Raw genomic sequence first — 18,289 nt, forward strand, 5'->3', positions numbered from 1 at the left:
TTCCTTTCAATAATTGAAAAAGCACACTCGAAAGTGTGCTAAATCGTTGCTTATTTATCTATGCTAATTTGATAACTGTAATAGTTTTTGTGCCAACACTCGTGAAACTGCCGGTAATATTGGTTTCAATACCTACAGAAAACTCATCTCCTGCATTCGCTGTGTTTACACACTGCCCTGTGCCGTCCCATCTATTCTTGAGTGCATCTACCCCTTGACCAGTCACTCGATCATTGTTGCCGGCACGAGAGCCATTCTTTAACAAATTGAAATACAGGTAACCATTTGTTTGTGTGCCTATTTGATACCACGTGTGAATGATAAATAAATACGTTCCAGCTTTTTGGATTTTAATCCGACCATTGGACGCTCTCTCTGCCACTGGGTCATCTGGCCGCATGTGTAGCACTTGAGTTCCTGATTTGACCTCTTTCCCATGAATTCCACTACCAGTTATTTGTCCTTGCTCCCCATTGAAAACACTCATGTTAAATGCACCAAAACCACCTGATACATTTAAATCATCTAACTTTTTATCAAGCGTCTTAGGACTAACAATTTTATCCCTTGCTTCCCCTTCGTCTACTTCTTCCTGCGTCGCCATACGAGAATCAACGTGTTGCTTTACACCAATTGGCGTCATAAATTTATTACCAGCAATCCCCAGCTCCGCATCAGTCTGATTAGCCGTAGCGTAGTTGTCGACATTACCGAGGTTAACTTGAGCCTTCGTTACGGAATGCGGATTCGTTTTATCAGCAACATGACTATTGAACTCCGTTTTACTGGCTTGCTCCACATTTGATACGTTTCCTAGTCCAACTTGGCTTTTGGTAACTCCATGAGGATTGGTTTTATTTGATGTATGGGAGGTAAGATCAGTTTTAGGCGCTTGTTCAACATTGGTCACGTTTCCTAAGCCAACTTGGGCTTTTGTTACCTTGTGCGGATTAGTCGTATCTTTATCATGTTCATCCAATCCGTCCTCTAAATGATTGATTCTTTCAGCAGTAACTACTGCTCCCGCCTGAATATTTTGTTCCTCTGTTTTATTGTCATCATAAGGAATCCAAGTTTGTTTTTCATAAGCCATTTACTCACCTTCTCGTAATATATATTTTGAAGAAACTTTCATTCCTTCAATCGCCCTTAGGGGCTATTCCTAATATGTTTAAATAAAATAACGATTACTACTTGGATACTGTAGGATATTCCTGAATAATAAGTCTTGGAAAGGACTTACGGGAAGACGCTATCACCTTCTGCAGTTTTACTGCGACAGAAAGTCTGTGACCCGAACCGTTGGTATAACCTCCAACACACTAGCTGAGTCCATTGACCTCTACCAATCCTAGTAGAGATTGGGTGGCTTAGAGGTTTAATGAATGAAACTCTATTATGCGAGGCTGTCGTTAGACAACGTGATTCTGGGATATCCCACAGTACCCAAGCAATTTCCGAATAATCAATGAAAGGAGGTCCTTCCACATGAAACTATTTGTCGGTTTAGACGTTAGTTCTGAAAAATTAGATGCTTGCTTTATGACAGACGATTCAACTTGCTCTGTTTTAAAAGAAGCATCTTATGGAAATAGTCAACTTGGCGCAAGCCAGATCAAAGAATACATTCTCGAATTTTCTCAAAAATTTGAGATAGAGAGCTTAGTGATTGGAATGGAGGCCACATCTTTATATAGCTTTCATCCAGCTATGTTTTTTAAAGAAGATCTTGAGTTAAATCAATTGAACCTTATGGTTTCAGTTGAACAACCAAATAAAATTAAAAAGTATCGTGATATTTTTGAAGAAAACAAAAACGATCAAATTGATGCTTTTTATATCGCTGACTATTTTCGCATCCAAAGGCAAGTCAACTCCATCATTAAAGAGGAAGAATACCTTGCCCTCCAACACTTAACTAGAACGCGTTATCAGCTAATTAAACAGCTGGTTCGTACAAAGCAACACTTTATCGAAAACATTTATTATAAATGCAACACGCTTTCTAAAGAACTAAAAGCAGAAGGTGGATCCGTTTTAAGTGCCACATTAGTAACTCTAATGACGGAAGATTACACAATGGACCAACTTGCCGAACTGTCATTAGAAGAGTTTGCGAACCTAATTCAAAAACTAGGGAAGTATCGTTTTAAAAATCCCGAAGGAATTGCAAAGGCAATTTCTAAAGCCATACGTAGTTCCTACCGGTTAGGAAAAGTCCATCAGGACTCTGTAGATATTGTTTTAGGTGTTCTAGCCAAAGAAATTCGTAGTCTTGAAAAGTTAATTAAAGACTTAGACAAAGCCATTGACGATTTAGTCGTTGTGCTACCTGAATATCAATGTTTAACCAGTATTCCAGGAATCGGTCCTGTTTATGCTGCGGGTATACTCGCTGAAATTGGCCCTATCAATCGCTTTTCAGATGAAAGCAAATTGGCTAAATATGCCGGTTTATATTGGCGACAGAACCAATCAGGTAACTCTGAGTATGAAAATACTCCTATGGCCAAACGAGGCAATCGTTATCTCCGTTATTATCTAGTTGAAGCCACCAACTCCGTAAGGAGATACGAGCCTGAGTACCATGCGTATTATAAGAAAAAATACGCTGAAACACCCAAGCATAAACACAAACGAGCCATCGTACTAACCACAAGAAAATTTACGCGTCTGGTGGATACGCTACTACGTAACCATCAACTCTATATGCCACCAAGGAGCGTGATAGATAAATAACAGTATGTTATTGACGCTAATCCTTGGAAGTACCCGAAAAAATTTTTAATTTTGGTCGGGTTTAGTTCAGTGCGCTTCAAAAATTAACTACCTTTAAAAATCTTTTGAAAAATTATCTTGACTTATTACCACTAGACTTTATCGTTTTCTTCTGCGGTAGTTGAATTTAATGCAACGGTCAATTTTGCGTTTTCTAGCTCTAAATTTGCAATACGTTGCAACAATTGTTCAATCACTTTTTCAGCATCTACATTCACAGGTCTTCCCTCCATCTTTCTTCTATTTCTTGGTTGGTAAATTCTTGCAGAACCAAACGATCTTTTTCATATCCTGTACGTTTGGCTTTGATTTCCCAAGCAAACCGAATCATCGGTCTATCTGAACAAACTAAAAAAGCATCTGATCGAAAATCAGATACCCAGACTCTTGCATCATCGTAAACTTGTAAAAACACTTCGTAAGGTATATCCAAATTGACCGTATCACTAAAGATCGCATCAATCGGCACCCATACCTCGCATTCTTCATTTGTCACGTTTCTACCGATATCTCCCAAATAGCTCTCTGTCGTTTCGTAAGCGGGTGTCGCTCTCACGCCGTCTCTAGTCACATGAATAGCGTTTTTTGCCCCTGTGTCGCGTTTAGATTTCCGACAGTAAGATTTCCTCTTATATCATTGGTGTATGACATAAGTAACGTCTTAGTGTTGGCATAACCGATTTGAAGGGTTTTGTTCTCTTCAGAAAAAAGATAAGCATCCCCATTTGACAGCACCTCGAATCCAGCAACCCTTTGATACTCGACTGAACCATTTGAAAGTTTTTTATACTTGTAACTAGCTACTTCTAGCCCACGGTTGCCAATAAGTCCAGGAGTTCCGCTGAACTTCCCAACGGCTACAATAATCTTATTGTCATAAATATCAATATTTGACGATGTCGGCGTTCCGTTGTATACAACAAATCCGTTATCCCCGATCACACTTGAATTCGTTGTATTTTTTTTAAAATACATCAGACTTTTATCCAGATTAATATTAATTTTTCCTAAAGCGTTGGTAATATTCCCCGATTGAAAATTGACTTGTCCGGTATCGAAATTGATACTTAAATTCTTTCCAGTAGCGATTCCAGTAGAGATTGCTTTTGCATTCAAATTCGTTACCGTGATTTTACTTGCATCTAAGGTTCCTGCGTTTATTGTACCTGCGTCGACTGATCCAATCATTGCGGATGTGATTATAGCTCTGTCAATCTTAGTTTCTTTTGTCAGCCAGATTTTTGCTCCCTCGATTTTCAACCATTCTTTGCCATCCATTTCGGAGCTTAAATTGATCGTTTTGATGATGTCATCTTTAGGTGTAGAATTTTCAATCTGATCCTTAATATCCTGATCCATTGTCGTTGAAGTAGTCATCACCCACTCAAAAACTCCAGGAGAAATCTGTTTGTATACCCAAATTTCATCATCAGGACCATTCTTCTTGAACCAAATATCGCCTTCTTTCGGATGTTTCGGTTCTTCGGTGCCATCGTAGACATTATTCTTCCCTGCGGCATCCACTCGATGATCAAGTTCGTCCAATTTTTGTTGAAGTGGTCCTTTGAAGGTCGAAACATTTGATGAATAGGCTTTTGTATCTGCGCTAATCGTTGAGTTTAGCCCACCGTCGAAAACAATCGTATAGTTTAACACAGGAGACTTGAACTGTTTCCCTTTACGATCGATCATCGTGACCCAATCGCCAACCTCTAAAGCTGGATTTCCGCGCCATTTTAAGTTTATGGGATAATAATTTATTCCCTTCACTTGTTGGAAAATCAAATTCAGCAGCGGCTGTGTCATTACATTATTCTCTATACTGATTTGAGCGCCTGCAGTCGATCCTGCTTGTAATACGTTCGTTTCGTTACTTGACTCTCCTTTAGGCGTAACTACTTTACACGAAATCCCTTTAGGTTGGTACATGAGTTCGCTTTTGGTAAGTCCTTTTAAGAAATATTCATTCGGATCAATGCGGAAGCGCGGGTCTTCTAAATTTCGAATCGCTAATCGTCCATACCGATCGAAGAACACGAAACCAGATTGAAATTGGCCAATCAATCCAATCGCTTGTCGATAGGTATATCCTACTGGCTCATTGATGACATATTCATTTAAATGGTTAAATGAAACGGGATCAATTTCAGAGCCGCTCAAGTTTGCGATTTCTAAGGCGACATATGGAAGTTCGATTGGATAAGACAGCTTCGATTGATAATCAGACTCCATAAAAATAAAGCCATCTCTGGCTTCAATGGTCGTGGTGTTCTCGTTTCGGTTCGGATCCACACGATCGCTGATATAAAATGTCCCCAATGGGACAAACTCATACCGATCCGGAATATAGCTCACTATTCTTGCCTTTCCTATTTTTGCTCGACCGATTCTCGAAACATTATTGATATCCGAAGGTAGACCAGAACCACGAATTTTTATTCCTAATTCAATTTTCACTTCATCTAATTCTTTTAATCCTTCAATGATTTCAGTAAAGATAATTTTTACTGTCGCCGATTGAGTGGAGCCTATTTGATAGTTCTCCCCACCAAATACCCCTGCTGAATAATTGATCGTTTTGATTTTATCTTTCAGATAGGTTGTTCCATTGATTGTTACTTTTGCGAAAACTTCACGTTCCGATTCTTTGAAGGCTTTATGAAATTCTTCTGTCACGCTCAACATGTCATCACCTACATTTCAATGAATGGCACAGATAACCCTTGCCACATCATCTTTGAAAATTTAGCGTTCCACGAATAAACGGGAGTTGAGCGATCGCCACAATAAAACGATTTAGTGATTAGCCCGCCTTCTTGTGGATCGAGGTATCTAACGGTGAAAAATGCCGCATCAATTAAACGTAAAATTAAAGAGACCTCTGATGTATTCAGAGGCCCCCATTTTGCATCCAACTTTGTTTTTCTACCTAAGATATCCCTTACCATGTCTCCGTTCGCATTCCGTCCACTAGAGCCGCTATCTAAGGTTTGGATACTCACTGTGAGTTCTTTTGGTGTTGCCACTTTTGATCCTGCTATTAAAAAATCCATGTTTTATCCTCCTTACAAGTTAAGCTCTAGGGCTCCTATCTGTTCATGGTACTGATTGATTCCTTTTACAGTCACTTGACCTAATCTCGTGGAATCTACTTCAAGAATAACTTCTATCGGTTGGTCTCCGCCTTTTAGTTTTAGACTAGACAGTGCTTGTACAATCGCAGTTGCGATGGATTCCCCAAGACTTGCCAGTAAATTAGTGGACAATCCTTCCATTCCATTTCCAGAAATAGCCATTGTCGATGTTCCCTTTTTACCGCTACCGGAGTAGCCTTCAGAAGAATCACTAAACACATCAGGCATGGTCAAATCTGGGAGACTATCATAGCCCATAAAATCTAACGCTTCATTGATTCGTTGGAAAGCTAGTTCCGAATTACTCAATGGGACGATCATCTCCGGATTATTCCCCTCAGCCAATTGATACCAACCAAAACGATCCACCAATCCACCATCTGCGAAACCTGTGAAATTATTGATCATTTCGACAATCATATTTGTCACGGCGTCTTTTGCATATTTCAGAAAGCCTGAAGCAACTGACAACATCGGATCTTGAATACCTGAGATATCAACAAATTTGCTGATTGCTTCAGAGACCAACGCAGAAGGGTTAGATATAACATTCCATACATCCTCTGCGACCCCTTTCGCTTTATCAAATCCATTTGTAAAGAAATCTTTAAAGCTTCCGAATATTCCCCCAGCGTAGTGAGGAACCAGACTTCCTGGCAAGACTTGCGCACCTCTTGGAAGATCAACCAACATATTCCGTTGTCTTGGGAACATACCCATGCGGCCACCCGGTAATTTGAACATTTCTTGGTAGCTAGATCCTGGTGCATCATTGACTAGCGCCGGTCCTCCAGGATGGTAATCCGTACCTGTTTTGTATGTAGGGATTGACCATTTGTTCAATGACCATCCCGCGTTCACGGCACCTAGAACCCAGTTGATCGCGCCAATAGCGGAATTGACCGCATCACCAATTGGTCTAGCAATCGTATTCGCAATGTTTCCAATGGCATTGCCAATCGCCTGAACACCATTTGATAGACCGTTCGCAATCTTTCCTGGTAAATCTTTGGCCCAGTTTCCTATATTGCTAAAAACATCCGAGGCTACGCTCTTCACGTCATTCAGTTTAGAAGAAACGCCCTCTTTCAAGCTACCAAACGCTGAGACTGCTTTACTTTTTGCAGACTCGGCTCCTGAACGGACGGCTTCGGCTGCACTCGACATTTTTGAACTTGCTGCATTCCGAACTTCTTCAAATTTGCTAGACGTTGCACTTTTTAAGTCATTCCATTTTTCTGATGCCCAATCCTTCGCATTCCCAGCTTTTTCTTTAACTGTGTTAGCGACATTCGTAAATTTATCTTTTGCAGCATTATAGATTTCACTTGCTTTACTGGTCACAGCGTCTTTCGCAGCATTCCATTTTTCCGAGGTCCAATTTTTTACATTATCCCAAGCAGTTGAAGTAGCATTTTTGATACCTTCCCATTTTTCACCGATCCAGTCTTTCAACTGGCTAGCTTTCTCTTTGATGGTATCCCAATTTTGCCATAACAAAACACCAACGGCAATGGCTGCACCTATCGCAATGGCCCAAGGTCCTCCAAGAGCAGTCATGAACGCTTCAAGTCCAAATTTAACTAAAGACAATGCTCCGGCTAGACTTTTTATTGAAGTAATAAAGTTAAAAACTCCTACAAGAACTTCTGCCAAACCAGCTAATTTACTAATAGCTAAAAGAACCCCTGCAAAAGTTCCGAAAACAGTTACAAATGTAGAAAATCCTTCTTGATGTTCAGATATCCAATTCCCAATACCCGAAAGAGCGTCACCTAGTTTTTTCAATACATCAACGATTACTCCACCGGTCCATTCAGCAATAGGTTTTAGAATGGAGTTCCAAAAGAAATCAAATGCTGGTTTACATCCATTAATAATTCCATTTAGTCCATCTAGAGCACCACTTAATGCTTTAAGGAATGCTGGAATTAAATCTTGAATTGTGTATTTAGCTAAAGGAAGTAAGACGTTCTTATAAAACCATTCCAAGCCATCTCCAATGTTTTTTGTCAATGATTGTATTGATTTAAGTAACCCATTAATAGAATTAAGGAGTGGACGGAAGTCAAGAGTCTTAGCCCACTCTGCAGTCGCTCCTGTCATTCGTTTGATTGTCCCAAGGACTGTGTCAATTATCTTCATAATCCCTTCGAAGATTGTTTGACCTCGGTTATTTTCATCCCATGCCTCTCGAAAGCTTTTTGCCAGATTTCCAACAGTATTGAAAATATTCGTAATGATCTCCATGATATTAGCTAGAATACTTTCGCCAATTCCCGAAGCAAAAGCCTTGTCAAATGCTGTCATGATTGAATTGATTAGCTTAAGAACTTCTGATAACGCGTTAAAGATAGCTTGAATGATCGCCGTCCCTCGACCGTTGTCGTTCCAAGCATTTTGAAATGCTTTACCTATAGTTTCTATTAAATGAAATAGCTTAGTATAGAATTCTATCAATTGTCTTGCAAGCTCTACCCCAGTGCCATTATTCCAAACTTCTCGGAATGACTCCGCGATATCATGCAAGACTTCTAACCACTGATTTAAAGCATTAAATATTTGCTGAATCAATTTAGTGCCTCGGCCGTTTTCTTCCCAAGCAATTCTAAAAGCCCTTGCAATATCACCAATGATATAAAGAACATCGCCCAATAATACTAAAAGATTTTCTACAAACTTTTGTCCGGTTCCATTAGTCCATACCTCCAAGAATGATTTACCAATTGCCTTAATCAATTTTCCAATTTCAGATAATGAATACTTGAACGCATCCATAACACGTTTTCCTTGAGCGTCCCAAGCTTTCTTTATTGGATCAAAGAGTTTTGACATGATGTCTTTAAATTTCTTGGCAAAATCCGTTAACCATTTCGGAGTTTCTGGAACTGCTGCTGATCCAAAGTCAGCCCATGGATCAGAACCAGATCCATTCGGATTCTTCGGTCTTGTTGGAATTTCCTGAGGAATGAACTCATTTGATTCGTCGTCAGAGTCATCACTGAAATCCAAAATGTTTAATTCATCAAACCCAGCTAAAAGACGTTTATATTCTTTTGCTTTTTTTCGAGCTGCTTCTGTTCTATCATGCTGATCTTTAAGTTGCTTATTTGAATCCTTAATGGATTGAGCCATCTCATCGTATCCATCTGATGCATCAGATGCAGCACTTCCAGTATCATCTAAAGCTTGGACATTGTTCATTAGTCCCTGAGCACCGTTGAATGCATCACCGATGTTCATTCCGAAAAGTGTGGATATAAATCCAGCAATATAGCCAGTAACTTTAGCTAAGGCCGACATCAAAGCATTTATCGCTGGCAAAGCTGCTTGGTAAATTGGATAAAATGCAGTTAGTAAATTGACCTTAATTTGATTTAAACTAGCTGAAAACTGTGCGTTAGTCTGTAACGCTTTAAAAAGCCCGCCAGCTAGAGTCATGATTCCTTGGTATAAGAACGTGAACAAGAATAACTGCGACCATAGCATCTTCATGGAGCGTCCAAAACCACCCATGCCTTGAGCCATTCTAGATGTTCCGCTAGTGACTTGTTTCGATTGTCTGTCAAATAAACTTCCAAATCTACCAATAGAATTACTCATCATATTTTTGAAACGTGAAAAGAGTCCTTCTGATTGTTTCGTGGAACCCGACAGATTCCTCATTCCATTTGCTGCCATACGAGCTTTTACAGGTTGCTCGCCAAGTTCCGTATTTACACTAGACAACGCTGTCTTTAGAACACCAGAACGATCTTCCAACTGAGCATATGAACGTTGCAAAGCATCATTGTCTGCAATCAATTTTTCCATTTTTGCTGATTGTTTAGAAATAGCTTCAGCGGTTTTGGTTGATTGTGGTGTATCTTGTATCCCTGTAGATTTCCACTTTCCAGATGCGAAACTTCCTGTTTCTGTTTGCTGCATCTTCATTTCATTTTTCAGAGCCTTAACTTTAGCTCTCATAGCTTCAATCTGCCGCTCATTGCCTTCCATCTTAGCTGAAATGTTAGACAGAGAATTAGGGATAGCATCATATTCGGATTTTAATCCGCGCACAATCGCTTGTGCTTGTTGTTGCGACTTGTTCATCTGAATTTGAGCTTTTGAAATTTGTTCGCCTATTCTCGATTCACTTTTAGTATCCCCAGACAACCGCGCACCATTTTTATTAGCCTGCAAGTTGGCAATTCGTTGTTGTGCTGCTTTGGCTTGCTGCATTTGCGTGTTCACTTTATCAACTGCGGTTTGAACATCTTTTGTCATTTTAACAGCGCCTTTGGATACTCCAGCAGAAAGTGACTTCCCAACTTCTTCGCCATTTTTTGCCGCCGATTGATTCATTCTCTTCAGCATAGAATCAAAATTTGAATTCATTTTCTCGAATTGTTTGGTAAATTTATCGAACCCTTTTGAATCAGATAAGTTTTTTTCTACAGCGTCCATCCCTTGACCAGATGAACTCTTGACTCGGCTCATCATAGAATCCATCTTTTGTTCAAATCGTGCGACCTTTTCCTCAATGGGGTTCAAGTCACCATCAAAAACGACTTCAAGTCTATCCAGCTCCATGATCTATCCCTCCTTTTCCTGTTTATTTTTCCGCTCTCGTGTAGCTTTAATCAATTCCGTTCGTTCAATCATCCGAGCCTTCATAATTTCCCAATCTTGCGGCCGATTTGATTGTTCCTGCTTATCTTCCGTTTTCAAGAATGGATAGTGTTGATCTGGTTTAGGCATTTTCTTCGGATCATTAAAACCATAAGCATTTAATTGTGCAGCTTTGTAATCCATCATGGCTTTTTCTTCTAGCTGTTGTTTTCTAATCGCAACATTTGCTTCAGCTTGTATGACTATTTCTTCATAGGTCATTGACCAGTATTTTTCTGCGGGTATTCCTGCTTCTACTGCTTTTGGATACATCTCCTGCAGCAAATCAGAAAAGGAAGAGAAGCCTACACTAGACTCTCTTCCTCGTTTTTCTCTTCCCCAACTAGGTCTTCTTCGTCCGTCGTTTCCGACTCGAAAAAACCTGCCTTCTCCATCAATTCTTGAATGACTTCGAAAAGCTTCATCATCGATCCGCCTTTAGAAATATATTCATCATAAAGTTTCGTCATATCGGCAGACTTGATGTTTGCTGTTTGGTTCGCAGAATGCAAGATAGTTAGCATTTCACCTAATCGCGGCATTTTCATTCCACCGTTGCCAGTCATCATAATTCCAAATAACGATTTACCTAATTTCTTCTCAATGTCTACCGTTGCACTTCCATCTAATACAAGGGATAGAGTTTTAGTTCCAAATTCTACTTTCATTGGTTTCATATTGTTTTTCCTCCTAAGATTTAAATAGGGCCAGAGGGTTATCTCTAGCCCATATAGTTTTCGTTAAACGTTTATGCCCAATCCGGTCCATCTGAAACAGTTACAGACAGCGTAAATTGATAGGCTCCGTTTACTTCACCAGAACCCATTTTCACAGTCACGCCGCCAGTAAATGTGCATTTCGCACCGTCAGGATAAGACAATTCAAATTTTGCTTCTTTTCCTGACGTTTGCACTGCCTTTAACTTTGTAAATACAGCTTTGTCATATAAGAAAGTGAACTCTAATGAATCCATATCTTGAATACCCGAAATATATTTTTTATTTGCGTCTTTTAGCGTCGTAACATCAACTTGTTCTGGATCTCCACCGATTTCAGGAACAGCTTGTAATCCTTCAATTTCAGTAAAGCCAGACTCGGAGCCTGATTTCATTGATAACGCCGTGCCCTTAGTTAGTAAACCGGCAAATAATTGTAAGTTCATCGGTAAAATTTTTGTTTTCTTCATGGTATTTCCTCCTTGTTATTGGTATACAAAAAGCGTTCGATTATCTACCACTCCTCGGAATGTTAGAATCGAACGCTTCAATGCATCTTGATTGCCATCATCACTGGCTGTATTCTTAAATCCAATCTCTTTCAATACTTTAATTATTTCACTCTGTATTGTAGATAGAGATTTGTTTCCGTATAAATCGATTTTTACTGTCCATTCAGTTAGTGCTTCTTTGTCGGATATATCTTTCTTGTGCGGCTTTGCCTTTGTCGAATAAATTGCAGCGGGCATATTCGACCATGTGTTAGGATACTCCGCAGATACGAGCTTCAGCTCAGCGACTTTTTTCAACTGAGTAACAATATCAGACTTTATGTTATAACGCTCTGTCATAGTTTCCTCAGTCCTTCCTTCACACGATCTTTATAAATGTCTTCGGCCATTTCAACCACTTCTTTCATTGACGGATATAGCCAAGGTCTTGCCGGCTGCCCACGAGTCATAAAGAAATCTTGTCCCTTGATAGTCACTCTTGGAATACCGTATACCATCTCAAGGTCAACAGGTGTTTTGTGTACAGGAATAAACCACCGTTCAGTAGAATAAACAGGATTAACTCCAGGCGGCAGATCTTTTGGTGACTCTGCTCCGACTGGACCTGTACCAAACTCTCGAAACAATGCTTCCATCTTGTCTGACCACACACGCCCTATTATTTTACCTTTACCATCGATCACGACTTCCTGCTTTGGAGAACCACTTAATTCACCTGATCCATACTTAATTGACGATTGCAGGTGACTTGTTGCTCTTGCCACAGTTTCATCTACAATATCGAATGTCGCTTCAAAAACAGCGTCTTCCATCACTTTAGGAATCGCTCGTATTTTTGACATCAGTCGGTCAGCACCTCTGAACTCAACGCCCATCTTCATCACCTAGTTTCTTCAAGGTCACATTACAATGAGCAGAAAATGTTTGAATGGCAACAATTTCATAGTCTGGTTCTTTATCTTTGCTCACATAAAGACAAATACCATCTTTCTCATTCTTTCCTTCTTTGATTTTGTCACCTTGATACTTGCAAGATTTGATGTATGGAAGACTTTGACCATAGACAGAAGCCATTACTTGTCCTCCTGCGGATTGAATATTCATTTGAATCTCTGTTGATTCATCTGAAAAACCTTCTTGAAAGTTTCCTTCATCATCTTGCCCAGTTAACCGCTCTTTTAAATAAACGGTTGAAAGGTCACGTTTCCTTAGGCGCATGAAAACTCACGACCTTTCCCAGCCTGTGATTATTTAAGCCCGATTTTAATTTAGGCGGAATATCTGTAATAAAGGTATGGGAGACGCCGCCTTCAGAACGAGCAGCATCTCCCTCATTTCCTTCCTGATTCCAAGCAATCACAACTAATTGTCGCGCATAGTAATAAAGGCTATCGTTCATCTGTTCGGTTGTTCGAGCGGTATAATCAAGAATGAGAGTAATCGCGTCCTCTAACATGCCTTTAATTTTAGGTCTTTCCTTTTCCTCAACATCGTCGAGACGTTCCATCAACACATCCGTGTGTTTTTCCAGTAACTCATCATTCATTTTCCTTTACCTTCTTTACTTACCTGTTCCAGTTCTACCAGAAGCCGTGACATTAGGAACATAAAGCTTATGTTTGAATTGAACAATACGAATATTTTTTGGCTCATATACACGTTCCCAATTACTTGCCGTTGCCAATTCGGCATTCGTAGGAGAAGAACCTGCGACAGATTTATTAGTAAATTTCACCCCTCTTGGATGTAACAAGAAGTGTTGGCGATTAATCAAAATATCATCTCCTGCTAAAGCATCACGATCAGTTTCCGTTGGCACAGGAGCCGCGCCGTTTCCTAAACCGATTGCTCCTTCTCCGAAAATATAAGAAGTGAACACATCTCCATCTAACGGCATACCATCATCAACAATGACACGTTTCCCCATATAAGTTGGAATTTTAGTATTGTCAGAAGCTAACAAGAATTCAATTAAGTTTTGTTTTCGTAAATTAGCGTATACTGAAGAATGAACAGCTAATGCTGTTAATTTTTCTTCTGCATCTCCCAGTTTGTAAGAAGCATTGATAAATGTTTCCCCTGTAAATGCTGCATCATTTCCAGTTTCAGCGGAAATATCTAGACTATTTCCAGCCATTTTAGTTGATGTTCCTCCGAACACACCTTTCAATATAGAAAGCAAAGTTACTTGTTGACGACGCGCCCAATAAGCGGCAACTAAATCACCAATTGCTCGCATAGGATCATCACCAGAAAGTGCTTTTGCTAAATCGTTCGCTTTCCAAGCTTTACCACGCATCAATAGAACCGCCTGATCTTGATTCGCGGTGATTTTATCCGTTTCTAATGGATTCGTATCAGATAAGACTTCGTCTTCACCAGTTAAATCAGCCCAAAAAGGCATGTTGATTAGTTTACCACCGGCACTAGCTAGAGCATCTAGCTCCGGATTATGGCTTACAATACCCGATTGGTATAAAGCTGATAATTCAGCTGTACGCTCGATTACATACTTATTAAAAACTTCTGGAACAATAACATCTTCAATTTTTGTTTTTTTAGCGAAAAACTGTAAATTCATTTTTAATTTATCCACGATTTTATCCTTCTTTCTTATTTATTGGCTTGAGCCATTAGCACTTTTGCCCGCTCTGGATCTTCTTTCAAAATCTGACCTTGTTTTGTAAGGTTGAGTGTTTCCTTTTTCCAAGGGTTAACTTCTGGATTTGTTGCATCCCCCAAAGGATTATCAACACTATTTTTTAGTTCTTCTTTCACTTTCTTTTGTAAGGATTTTTCCCAAGTTCCCACAGCTTTTTCCCACGTTGTTTTCAATTTGTTATATGCAGTTTGACATTTATCTGCATCTGACAAATCTAAAAGATCAACTAATTCAACAGGTAAATTATCCTCTGTTAACTGCGTAATTGACTGCGCTCGTAATTCACGCATATTTAGTTCCAATTCTCGCTGATCTAATGCCGCTTCACGCTGTTGGCGATCATAATCCGCTTTTTGTTCAGCATTCATTTGCGCCATTTTTTCAGCTTCTGTTTTCGCATCTTGCCGAACCTTTTCCAATTTCTCATCAAGTTTCGATTGCCATTTTTTGTCATTATTTTCCAAAGCCGTATTGACTGCTTTAGAAACTGCAGCATCAAACTCAGGATTTCCAGCTTCATATGGATTCCTGATTTGTTCGGAATTCTGATCTGAGGGTTGTTCTTCAGCAAAAAGTTGCAGGTCTAATTTCATTAGTAAATTTTTCAATTCAATCTCTCCTATCCCAATCAGTCCTAGCGCACGCAAAAAAAGCAGCCCAGTTTAACCAGTCCACTTGATTTTTGATTGATAGACCCAATCAGTATGTTTGATATTTTCGAACAGTTTAACGCCATATTCAGGGCAGTTAATTATTTTTTTCTGTAATTCCGAAGCTTCTTTTTCTGAAGCTCAATTTCTTTTTTAGAATATCGTTGTTTTAACTTATTCATCCAATCATCATATGTTTCTCTTTGTTCCATGGTAATTGTTTTTCCGCTGATCGGATCATGGGCTATTCGTTTGCCTGTTAGTGATCGTTTGCCAATAATAGCAACAGCAACAGTTCGACACCAAGGATGAAACGGTGGATACGTTCCGGCTTCCCCATTAACAACAGCTTCGGAAACAAGATAAATCTTTCCGTCTTTCTTCTGGCAAATTTCAGATGTTCTTAAATCTAATACAGCAATCAAACGATACTCTTTTACACCTCTGTCTCGCCATGCTTTGAGCTTTGCTTGATTTGCCATATAATTGGCCTCGGTTCGTATTAAACGCTGAGCAACACCAATTGAGCGGTCAAATTCAGTCGCTATCGCTTTAGCCATTTCAAACTCGGACATCCCTGTCATAGACTCAACAGTAAATAACTCTTCAAGACGTTTGGCCAATGCTTCAGTATCTTTCCAGATACGTTTTGAATAATTTGAACCATGCCAATGAGAATCAAGAATATTCTTGGTGTACTTAGTTGAAAGCTCCTTGAATTCGTAATCAGTCGATCGAATATCAGGATCATTCCACACCTCAATCGGTACGTCACGTTTTTGCGTCTGTTTAGATGCTTCTATTTTTGAACCATGCTTTTTTCCATTCCGAACACTGATGATCTGATCAGATTTTGTTTGCTCAACTTGCCTTATGATTGTTTCGGCAGTTGTCTCATTATACGAATCGTGAATAACATCAATATAAAATTCAGTCGATTTATCTAGTTGCACAGAAGCAATCTGTTTGGAAACTAAAAAAGACTTGGCTTTCAAGTCTTCAGCTCGTGTTATTCGCTCTTTAAATGCCAATCCATTCAATCGTTTTCTTGCGGACTCTTGAAGTTCAGGATGAGAAACATCATCAGCAAGCTTTCTCAATTCTACTAACTCATCAGGTTGAACAGTTTGATTAAGTAACGCTCTTGTTTCTCCCTCATCCATTCCAGAACGTTGTTTCGCTCGACTAAATAGTTTTCTAACTTGCCTCGTCAAATAACTTTGAGCCTGTCGATAAGCTACAATTATCTTTTGTTCGACTTGTTTCGCAGCGTCATTAATTTTTTTCTCTTGCTTAATCCCTCGATCGAGCCAGTAGGAATCATCTTGTTTTTTCGGCAACTAACTTCCCCCTATCAAAGTTTTTCTGTAGCAGTCCCGGTGGACAAATCATCAAAACCCGACTACGAGAAACTGAAACAGACTCTGCAAACTTGATTGCTTCATCTCTAGAATGAAAAGTTTTTGAATACCCATGGACAGCATACTTCATGTTTGCTGTCCATTTTTTAGATACTTCAACAGAAACATAATTAGGATAGTTTTGTTGAATATCATACAAACCGCATAATAACGCTTCGACTAACGCATTATCAATCTCATCCGGATTAAGAATGGAAACTTTCTTGTCTTGCAACTTCACGTACGATTTACAAAGTAATTGATTAGTAATCGTGATAAAAAGAGTAGACACACCAGCGCAAACGATATCTTTGCCCGGTTCAGCGTAGTGAGCATGACCAGTAATCTCATAACTAATATACGAGCCGTTACTCTTTATGAACGTTGCTTTGATCATCGTCTTCCTCCTCAGGTGGTTCATCTAAATCCGAATGACTGTCTTCTGCTTGAACGCCCATCACTTTCTTCTGTAGCTCAATTTTTTCTTCCTTTTCTAGATTCAATTGTTCAATTACTTCATCGACATCATCAATATCGGGCAACCACGACAATAAAATTTTTAGTGGCAAAATCCCTGCGTTATAAGCAGTCACAATCTGATTGATTATGTCGCTCGTGTTAATTGGGAGATTAGGTTTTAACTTAATTTTCACTCCTGAAATATCTATCTCTGGCTCTGTGTACCTCAACACTGTTGAAAATATTTCTAAGCGTTGCCTTAATCCCTTAATCATGTATCGAGACTTCACAGACATTAATTGCAACAAACCAAACAATTTATATTTCATTGCCTCACCCGAAACGTTTCCCGCGAACTTCTCATCATTCATATTTGGAACATACGTTACTTTATGAATGTCATCTAGGATTGCATCACGCAACAAAGTCACACTTGATTCATCTAATGCTTTTGTTAGATAGCTTGCAGCTGTATCAGATTTTGAACCTGGAGCTTGGAGCATTTTTTCTTTCTGAAGCTTTTCACCATCACCGTCTTGGAGAACAAACCCCTGAATAAAAAGAATCGCATCAACGAACGCTTCTTTGTCGTTCAGTCGATCCGATTGTAATAAGTTATATGCGTCAATTAATGAGATTGCTTGCTCAAAGTCCCCCTGCTTTTCTTCATTGTTTCTGTACTCAATTACAGGAACTCTTCCAAAATAGTGTGGTAAAGCTTTAACTAACTGATAGGAGCCAAATCCTCTCGATTCAGTTCTATACGTAAGTATCCGATCATCACTGTAATACTTAACAATATAATGGCTAATGCCACCTTGCAAAGTGAATACTGGTTGATAGTGAATCGCAAATAGCGGATTTTTGTCGATAGTGTCATCAGTAACTAAAAAAATCCCTCGTGGATCAATACATTTTATAGATAATTCTGCCTCATCTTTCAAATAAATTAATTCATAACCTATTCCAAAGGTCGATAAATCTTTTTCTAATTCCGTGTCATGTGAAACAATATCAATACGATCATACTCGTCAAGAATAGGCGACAAATCAACTTCTCCAGTTCCTGAATAAGCAACAGGATTGCCAACCATAAAACCAACATTCATATCAACTACATACTTCGCATGATTGATAAGAACTTTATTATTCGGAGCCGATTCGTTCTCTTTTTTTCTAAGCAAGATATCGTGCTTTCCATCATAATAATTTGAAAGTCTTTCTAACCGCTCTAATTGTTTCTGATGTTCTTGCAAGCAGTAATTTAATAGTTCTGCAGAAGGATTTTTCAAATCTCCTGCTATTTCTCTATTTACTACAATCGCCAT

At 39.2% G+C, this 18,289-nt stretch carries 19 protein-coding genes; 1 reads left to right on the forward strand and 18 read right to left on the reverse strand.

What is annotated here, in order from left to right; translation table 11 throughout:
* Positions 1–58 precede the first annotated feature (58 nt).
* Entirely contained in the window at positions 59–1,093 is a 1,035-nt protein-coding gene (locus tag AUF14_RS20425; RefSeq protein WP_010743577.1) for a hypothetical protein, read from the reverse strand.
* Between the two features lie 395 nt (positions 1,094–1,488).
* Between AUF14_RS20425 and AUF14_RS20430 the strand changes: the two genes are divergently transcribed.
* On the forward strand, positions 1,489–2,739 hold the full coding sequence (locus tag AUF14_RS20430) for an IS110 family RNA-guided transposase (RefSeq protein WP_102866591.1): 1,251 nt from the start codon (positions 1,489–1,491) through the stop codon (positions 2,737–2,739).
* A gap of 131 nt (positions 2,740–2,870) precedes the next feature.
* Here the strand turns inward: AUF14_RS20430 and AUF14_RS23195 are convergent, their stop codons facing one another.
* The 17 genes from AUF14_RS23195 to AUF14_RS20510 form a co-directional block, all read right to left on the reverse strand.
* Positions 2,871–2,996 (reverse strand): hypothetical protein, encoded by a 126-nt coding sequence (locus AUF14_RS23195; RefSeq protein WP_010743578.1) that lies wholly within the window; start codon positions 2,994–2,996, stop codon positions 2,871–2,873.
* Entirely contained in the window at positions 2,993–3,349 is a 357-nt protein-coding gene (locus tag AUF14_RS20435; protein WP_193756257.1) for a hypothetical protein, read from the reverse strand. The genes AUF14_RS23195 and AUF14_RS20435 overlap by 4 nt, the downstream gene beginning before the upstream one ends.
* Positions 3,346–5,463: a hypothetical protein gene (locus tag AUF14_RS20440; protein ID WP_127478977.1), complete on the reverse strand. Its 2,118-nt coding sequence runs from the start codon at positions 5,461–5,463 to the stop codon at positions 3,346–3,348. Before AUF14_RS20440 ends, AUF14_RS20435 begins: the two co-directional genes overlap by 4 nt.
* A gap of 8 nt (positions 5,464–5,471) precedes the next feature.
* Complete coding sequence (locus tag AUF14_RS20445) at positions 5,472–5,831, reverse strand: DUF6711 family protein (RefSeq protein WP_010743580.1); 360 nt, start codon at positions 5,829–5,831, stop codon at positions 5,472–5,474.
* A 12-nt stretch (positions 5,832–5,843) separates the two neighbouring features.
* The gene (locus AUF14_RS20450) at positions 5,844–10,484 is read right to left on the reverse strand and encodes a hypothetical protein (protein ID WP_028020431.1); all 4,641 of its coding nucleotides are present in this window, start codon (positions 10,482–10,484) and stop codon (positions 5,844–5,846) included.
* A gap of 3 nt (positions 10,485–10,487) precedes the next feature.
* Positions 10,488–10,835: a hypothetical protein gene (locus AUF14_RS20455; RefSeq protein WP_010743582.1), complete on the reverse strand. Its 348-nt coding sequence runs from the start codon at positions 10,833–10,835 to the stop codon at positions 10,488–10,490.
* A 32-nt stretch (positions 10,836–10,867) separates the two neighbouring features.
* Positions 10,868–11,239 carry a DUF6096 family protein gene (locus AUF14_RS20460; protein ID WP_028020432.1) on the reverse strand — a complete coding sequence of 124 codons (372 nt, stop codon included), beginning with the start codon at positions 11,237–11,239 and terminating at the stop codon, positions 10,868–10,870.
* Positions 11,240–11,310: 71 nt separating this feature from the next.
* Positions 11,311–11,748 carry a phage tail tube protein gene (locus AUF14_RS20465; protein ID WP_010743584.1) on the reverse strand — a complete coding sequence of 146 codons (438 nt, stop codon included), beginning with the start codon at positions 11,746–11,748 and terminating at the stop codon, positions 11,311–11,313.
* A 15-nt stretch (positions 11,749–11,763) separates the two neighbouring features.
* Positions 11,764–12,129 (reverse strand): hypothetical protein, encoded by a 366-nt coding sequence (locus tag AUF14_RS20470; RefSeq protein ID WP_010743585.1) that lies wholly within the window; start codon positions 12,127–12,129, stop codon positions 11,764–11,766.
* Positions 12,126–12,665, reverse strand: coding sequence for a hypothetical protein (locus tag AUF14_RS20475; RefSeq protein ID WP_028020433.1), 540 nt, complete (start codon positions 12,663–12,665; stop codon positions 12,126–12,128). Before AUF14_RS20475 ends, AUF14_RS20470 begins: the two co-directional genes overlap by 4 nt.
* On the reverse strand, positions 12,655–13,008 hold the full coding sequence (locus tag AUF14_RS20480) for a hypothetical protein (RefSeq protein ID WP_010743587.1): 354 nt from the start codon (positions 13,006–13,008) through the stop codon (positions 12,655–12,657). The genes AUF14_RS20475 and AUF14_RS20480 overlap by 11 nt, the downstream gene beginning before the upstream one ends.
* The gene (locus AUF14_RS20485) at positions 12,989–13,336 is read right to left on the reverse strand and encodes a phage head-tail connector protein (protein WP_010743588.1); all 348 of its coding nucleotides are present in this window, start codon (positions 13,334–13,336) and stop codon (positions 12,989–12,991) included. Before AUF14_RS20485 ends, AUF14_RS20480 begins: the two co-directional genes overlap by 20 nt.
* A gap of 15 nt (positions 13,337–13,351) precedes the next feature.
* Positions 13,352–14,386, reverse strand: a complete 1,035-nt coding sequence (locus AUF14_RS20490; RefSeq protein ID WP_010743589.1) for a major capsid protein — start codon at positions 14,384–14,386, stop codon at positions 13,352–13,354.
* Between the two features lie 17 nt (positions 14,387–14,403).
* Entirely contained in the window at positions 14,404–15,060 is a 657-nt protein-coding gene (locus AUF14_RS20495; protein ID WP_010743590.1) for a DUF4355 domain-containing protein, read from the reverse strand.
* Between the two features lie 143 nt (positions 15,061–15,203).
* Positions 15,204–16,442: a minor capsid protein gene (locus AUF14_RS20500; RefSeq protein ID WP_010743591.1), complete on the reverse strand. Its 1,239-nt coding sequence runs from the start codon at positions 16,440–16,442 to the stop codon at positions 15,204–15,206.
* Entirely contained in the window at positions 16,423–16,899 is a 477-nt protein-coding gene (locus AUF14_RS20505; protein ID WP_010743592.1) for a ribosomal-processing cysteine protease Prp, read from the reverse strand. The genes AUF14_RS20500 and AUF14_RS20505 overlap by 20 nt, the downstream gene beginning before the upstream one ends.
* A complete protein-coding gene (locus AUF14_RS20510; protein WP_010743593.1) occupies positions 16,871–18,289 on the reverse strand; it encodes a phage portal protein in 1,419 nt (472 codons plus the stop codon). Before AUF14_RS20510 ends, AUF14_RS20505 begins: the two co-directional genes overlap by 29 nt.

The organism is Enterococcus avium, from assembly GCF_002891025.1.
Lineage (GTDB): Bacteria > Bacillota > Bacilli > Lactobacillales > Enterococcaceae > Enterococcus_A > Enterococcus_A avium.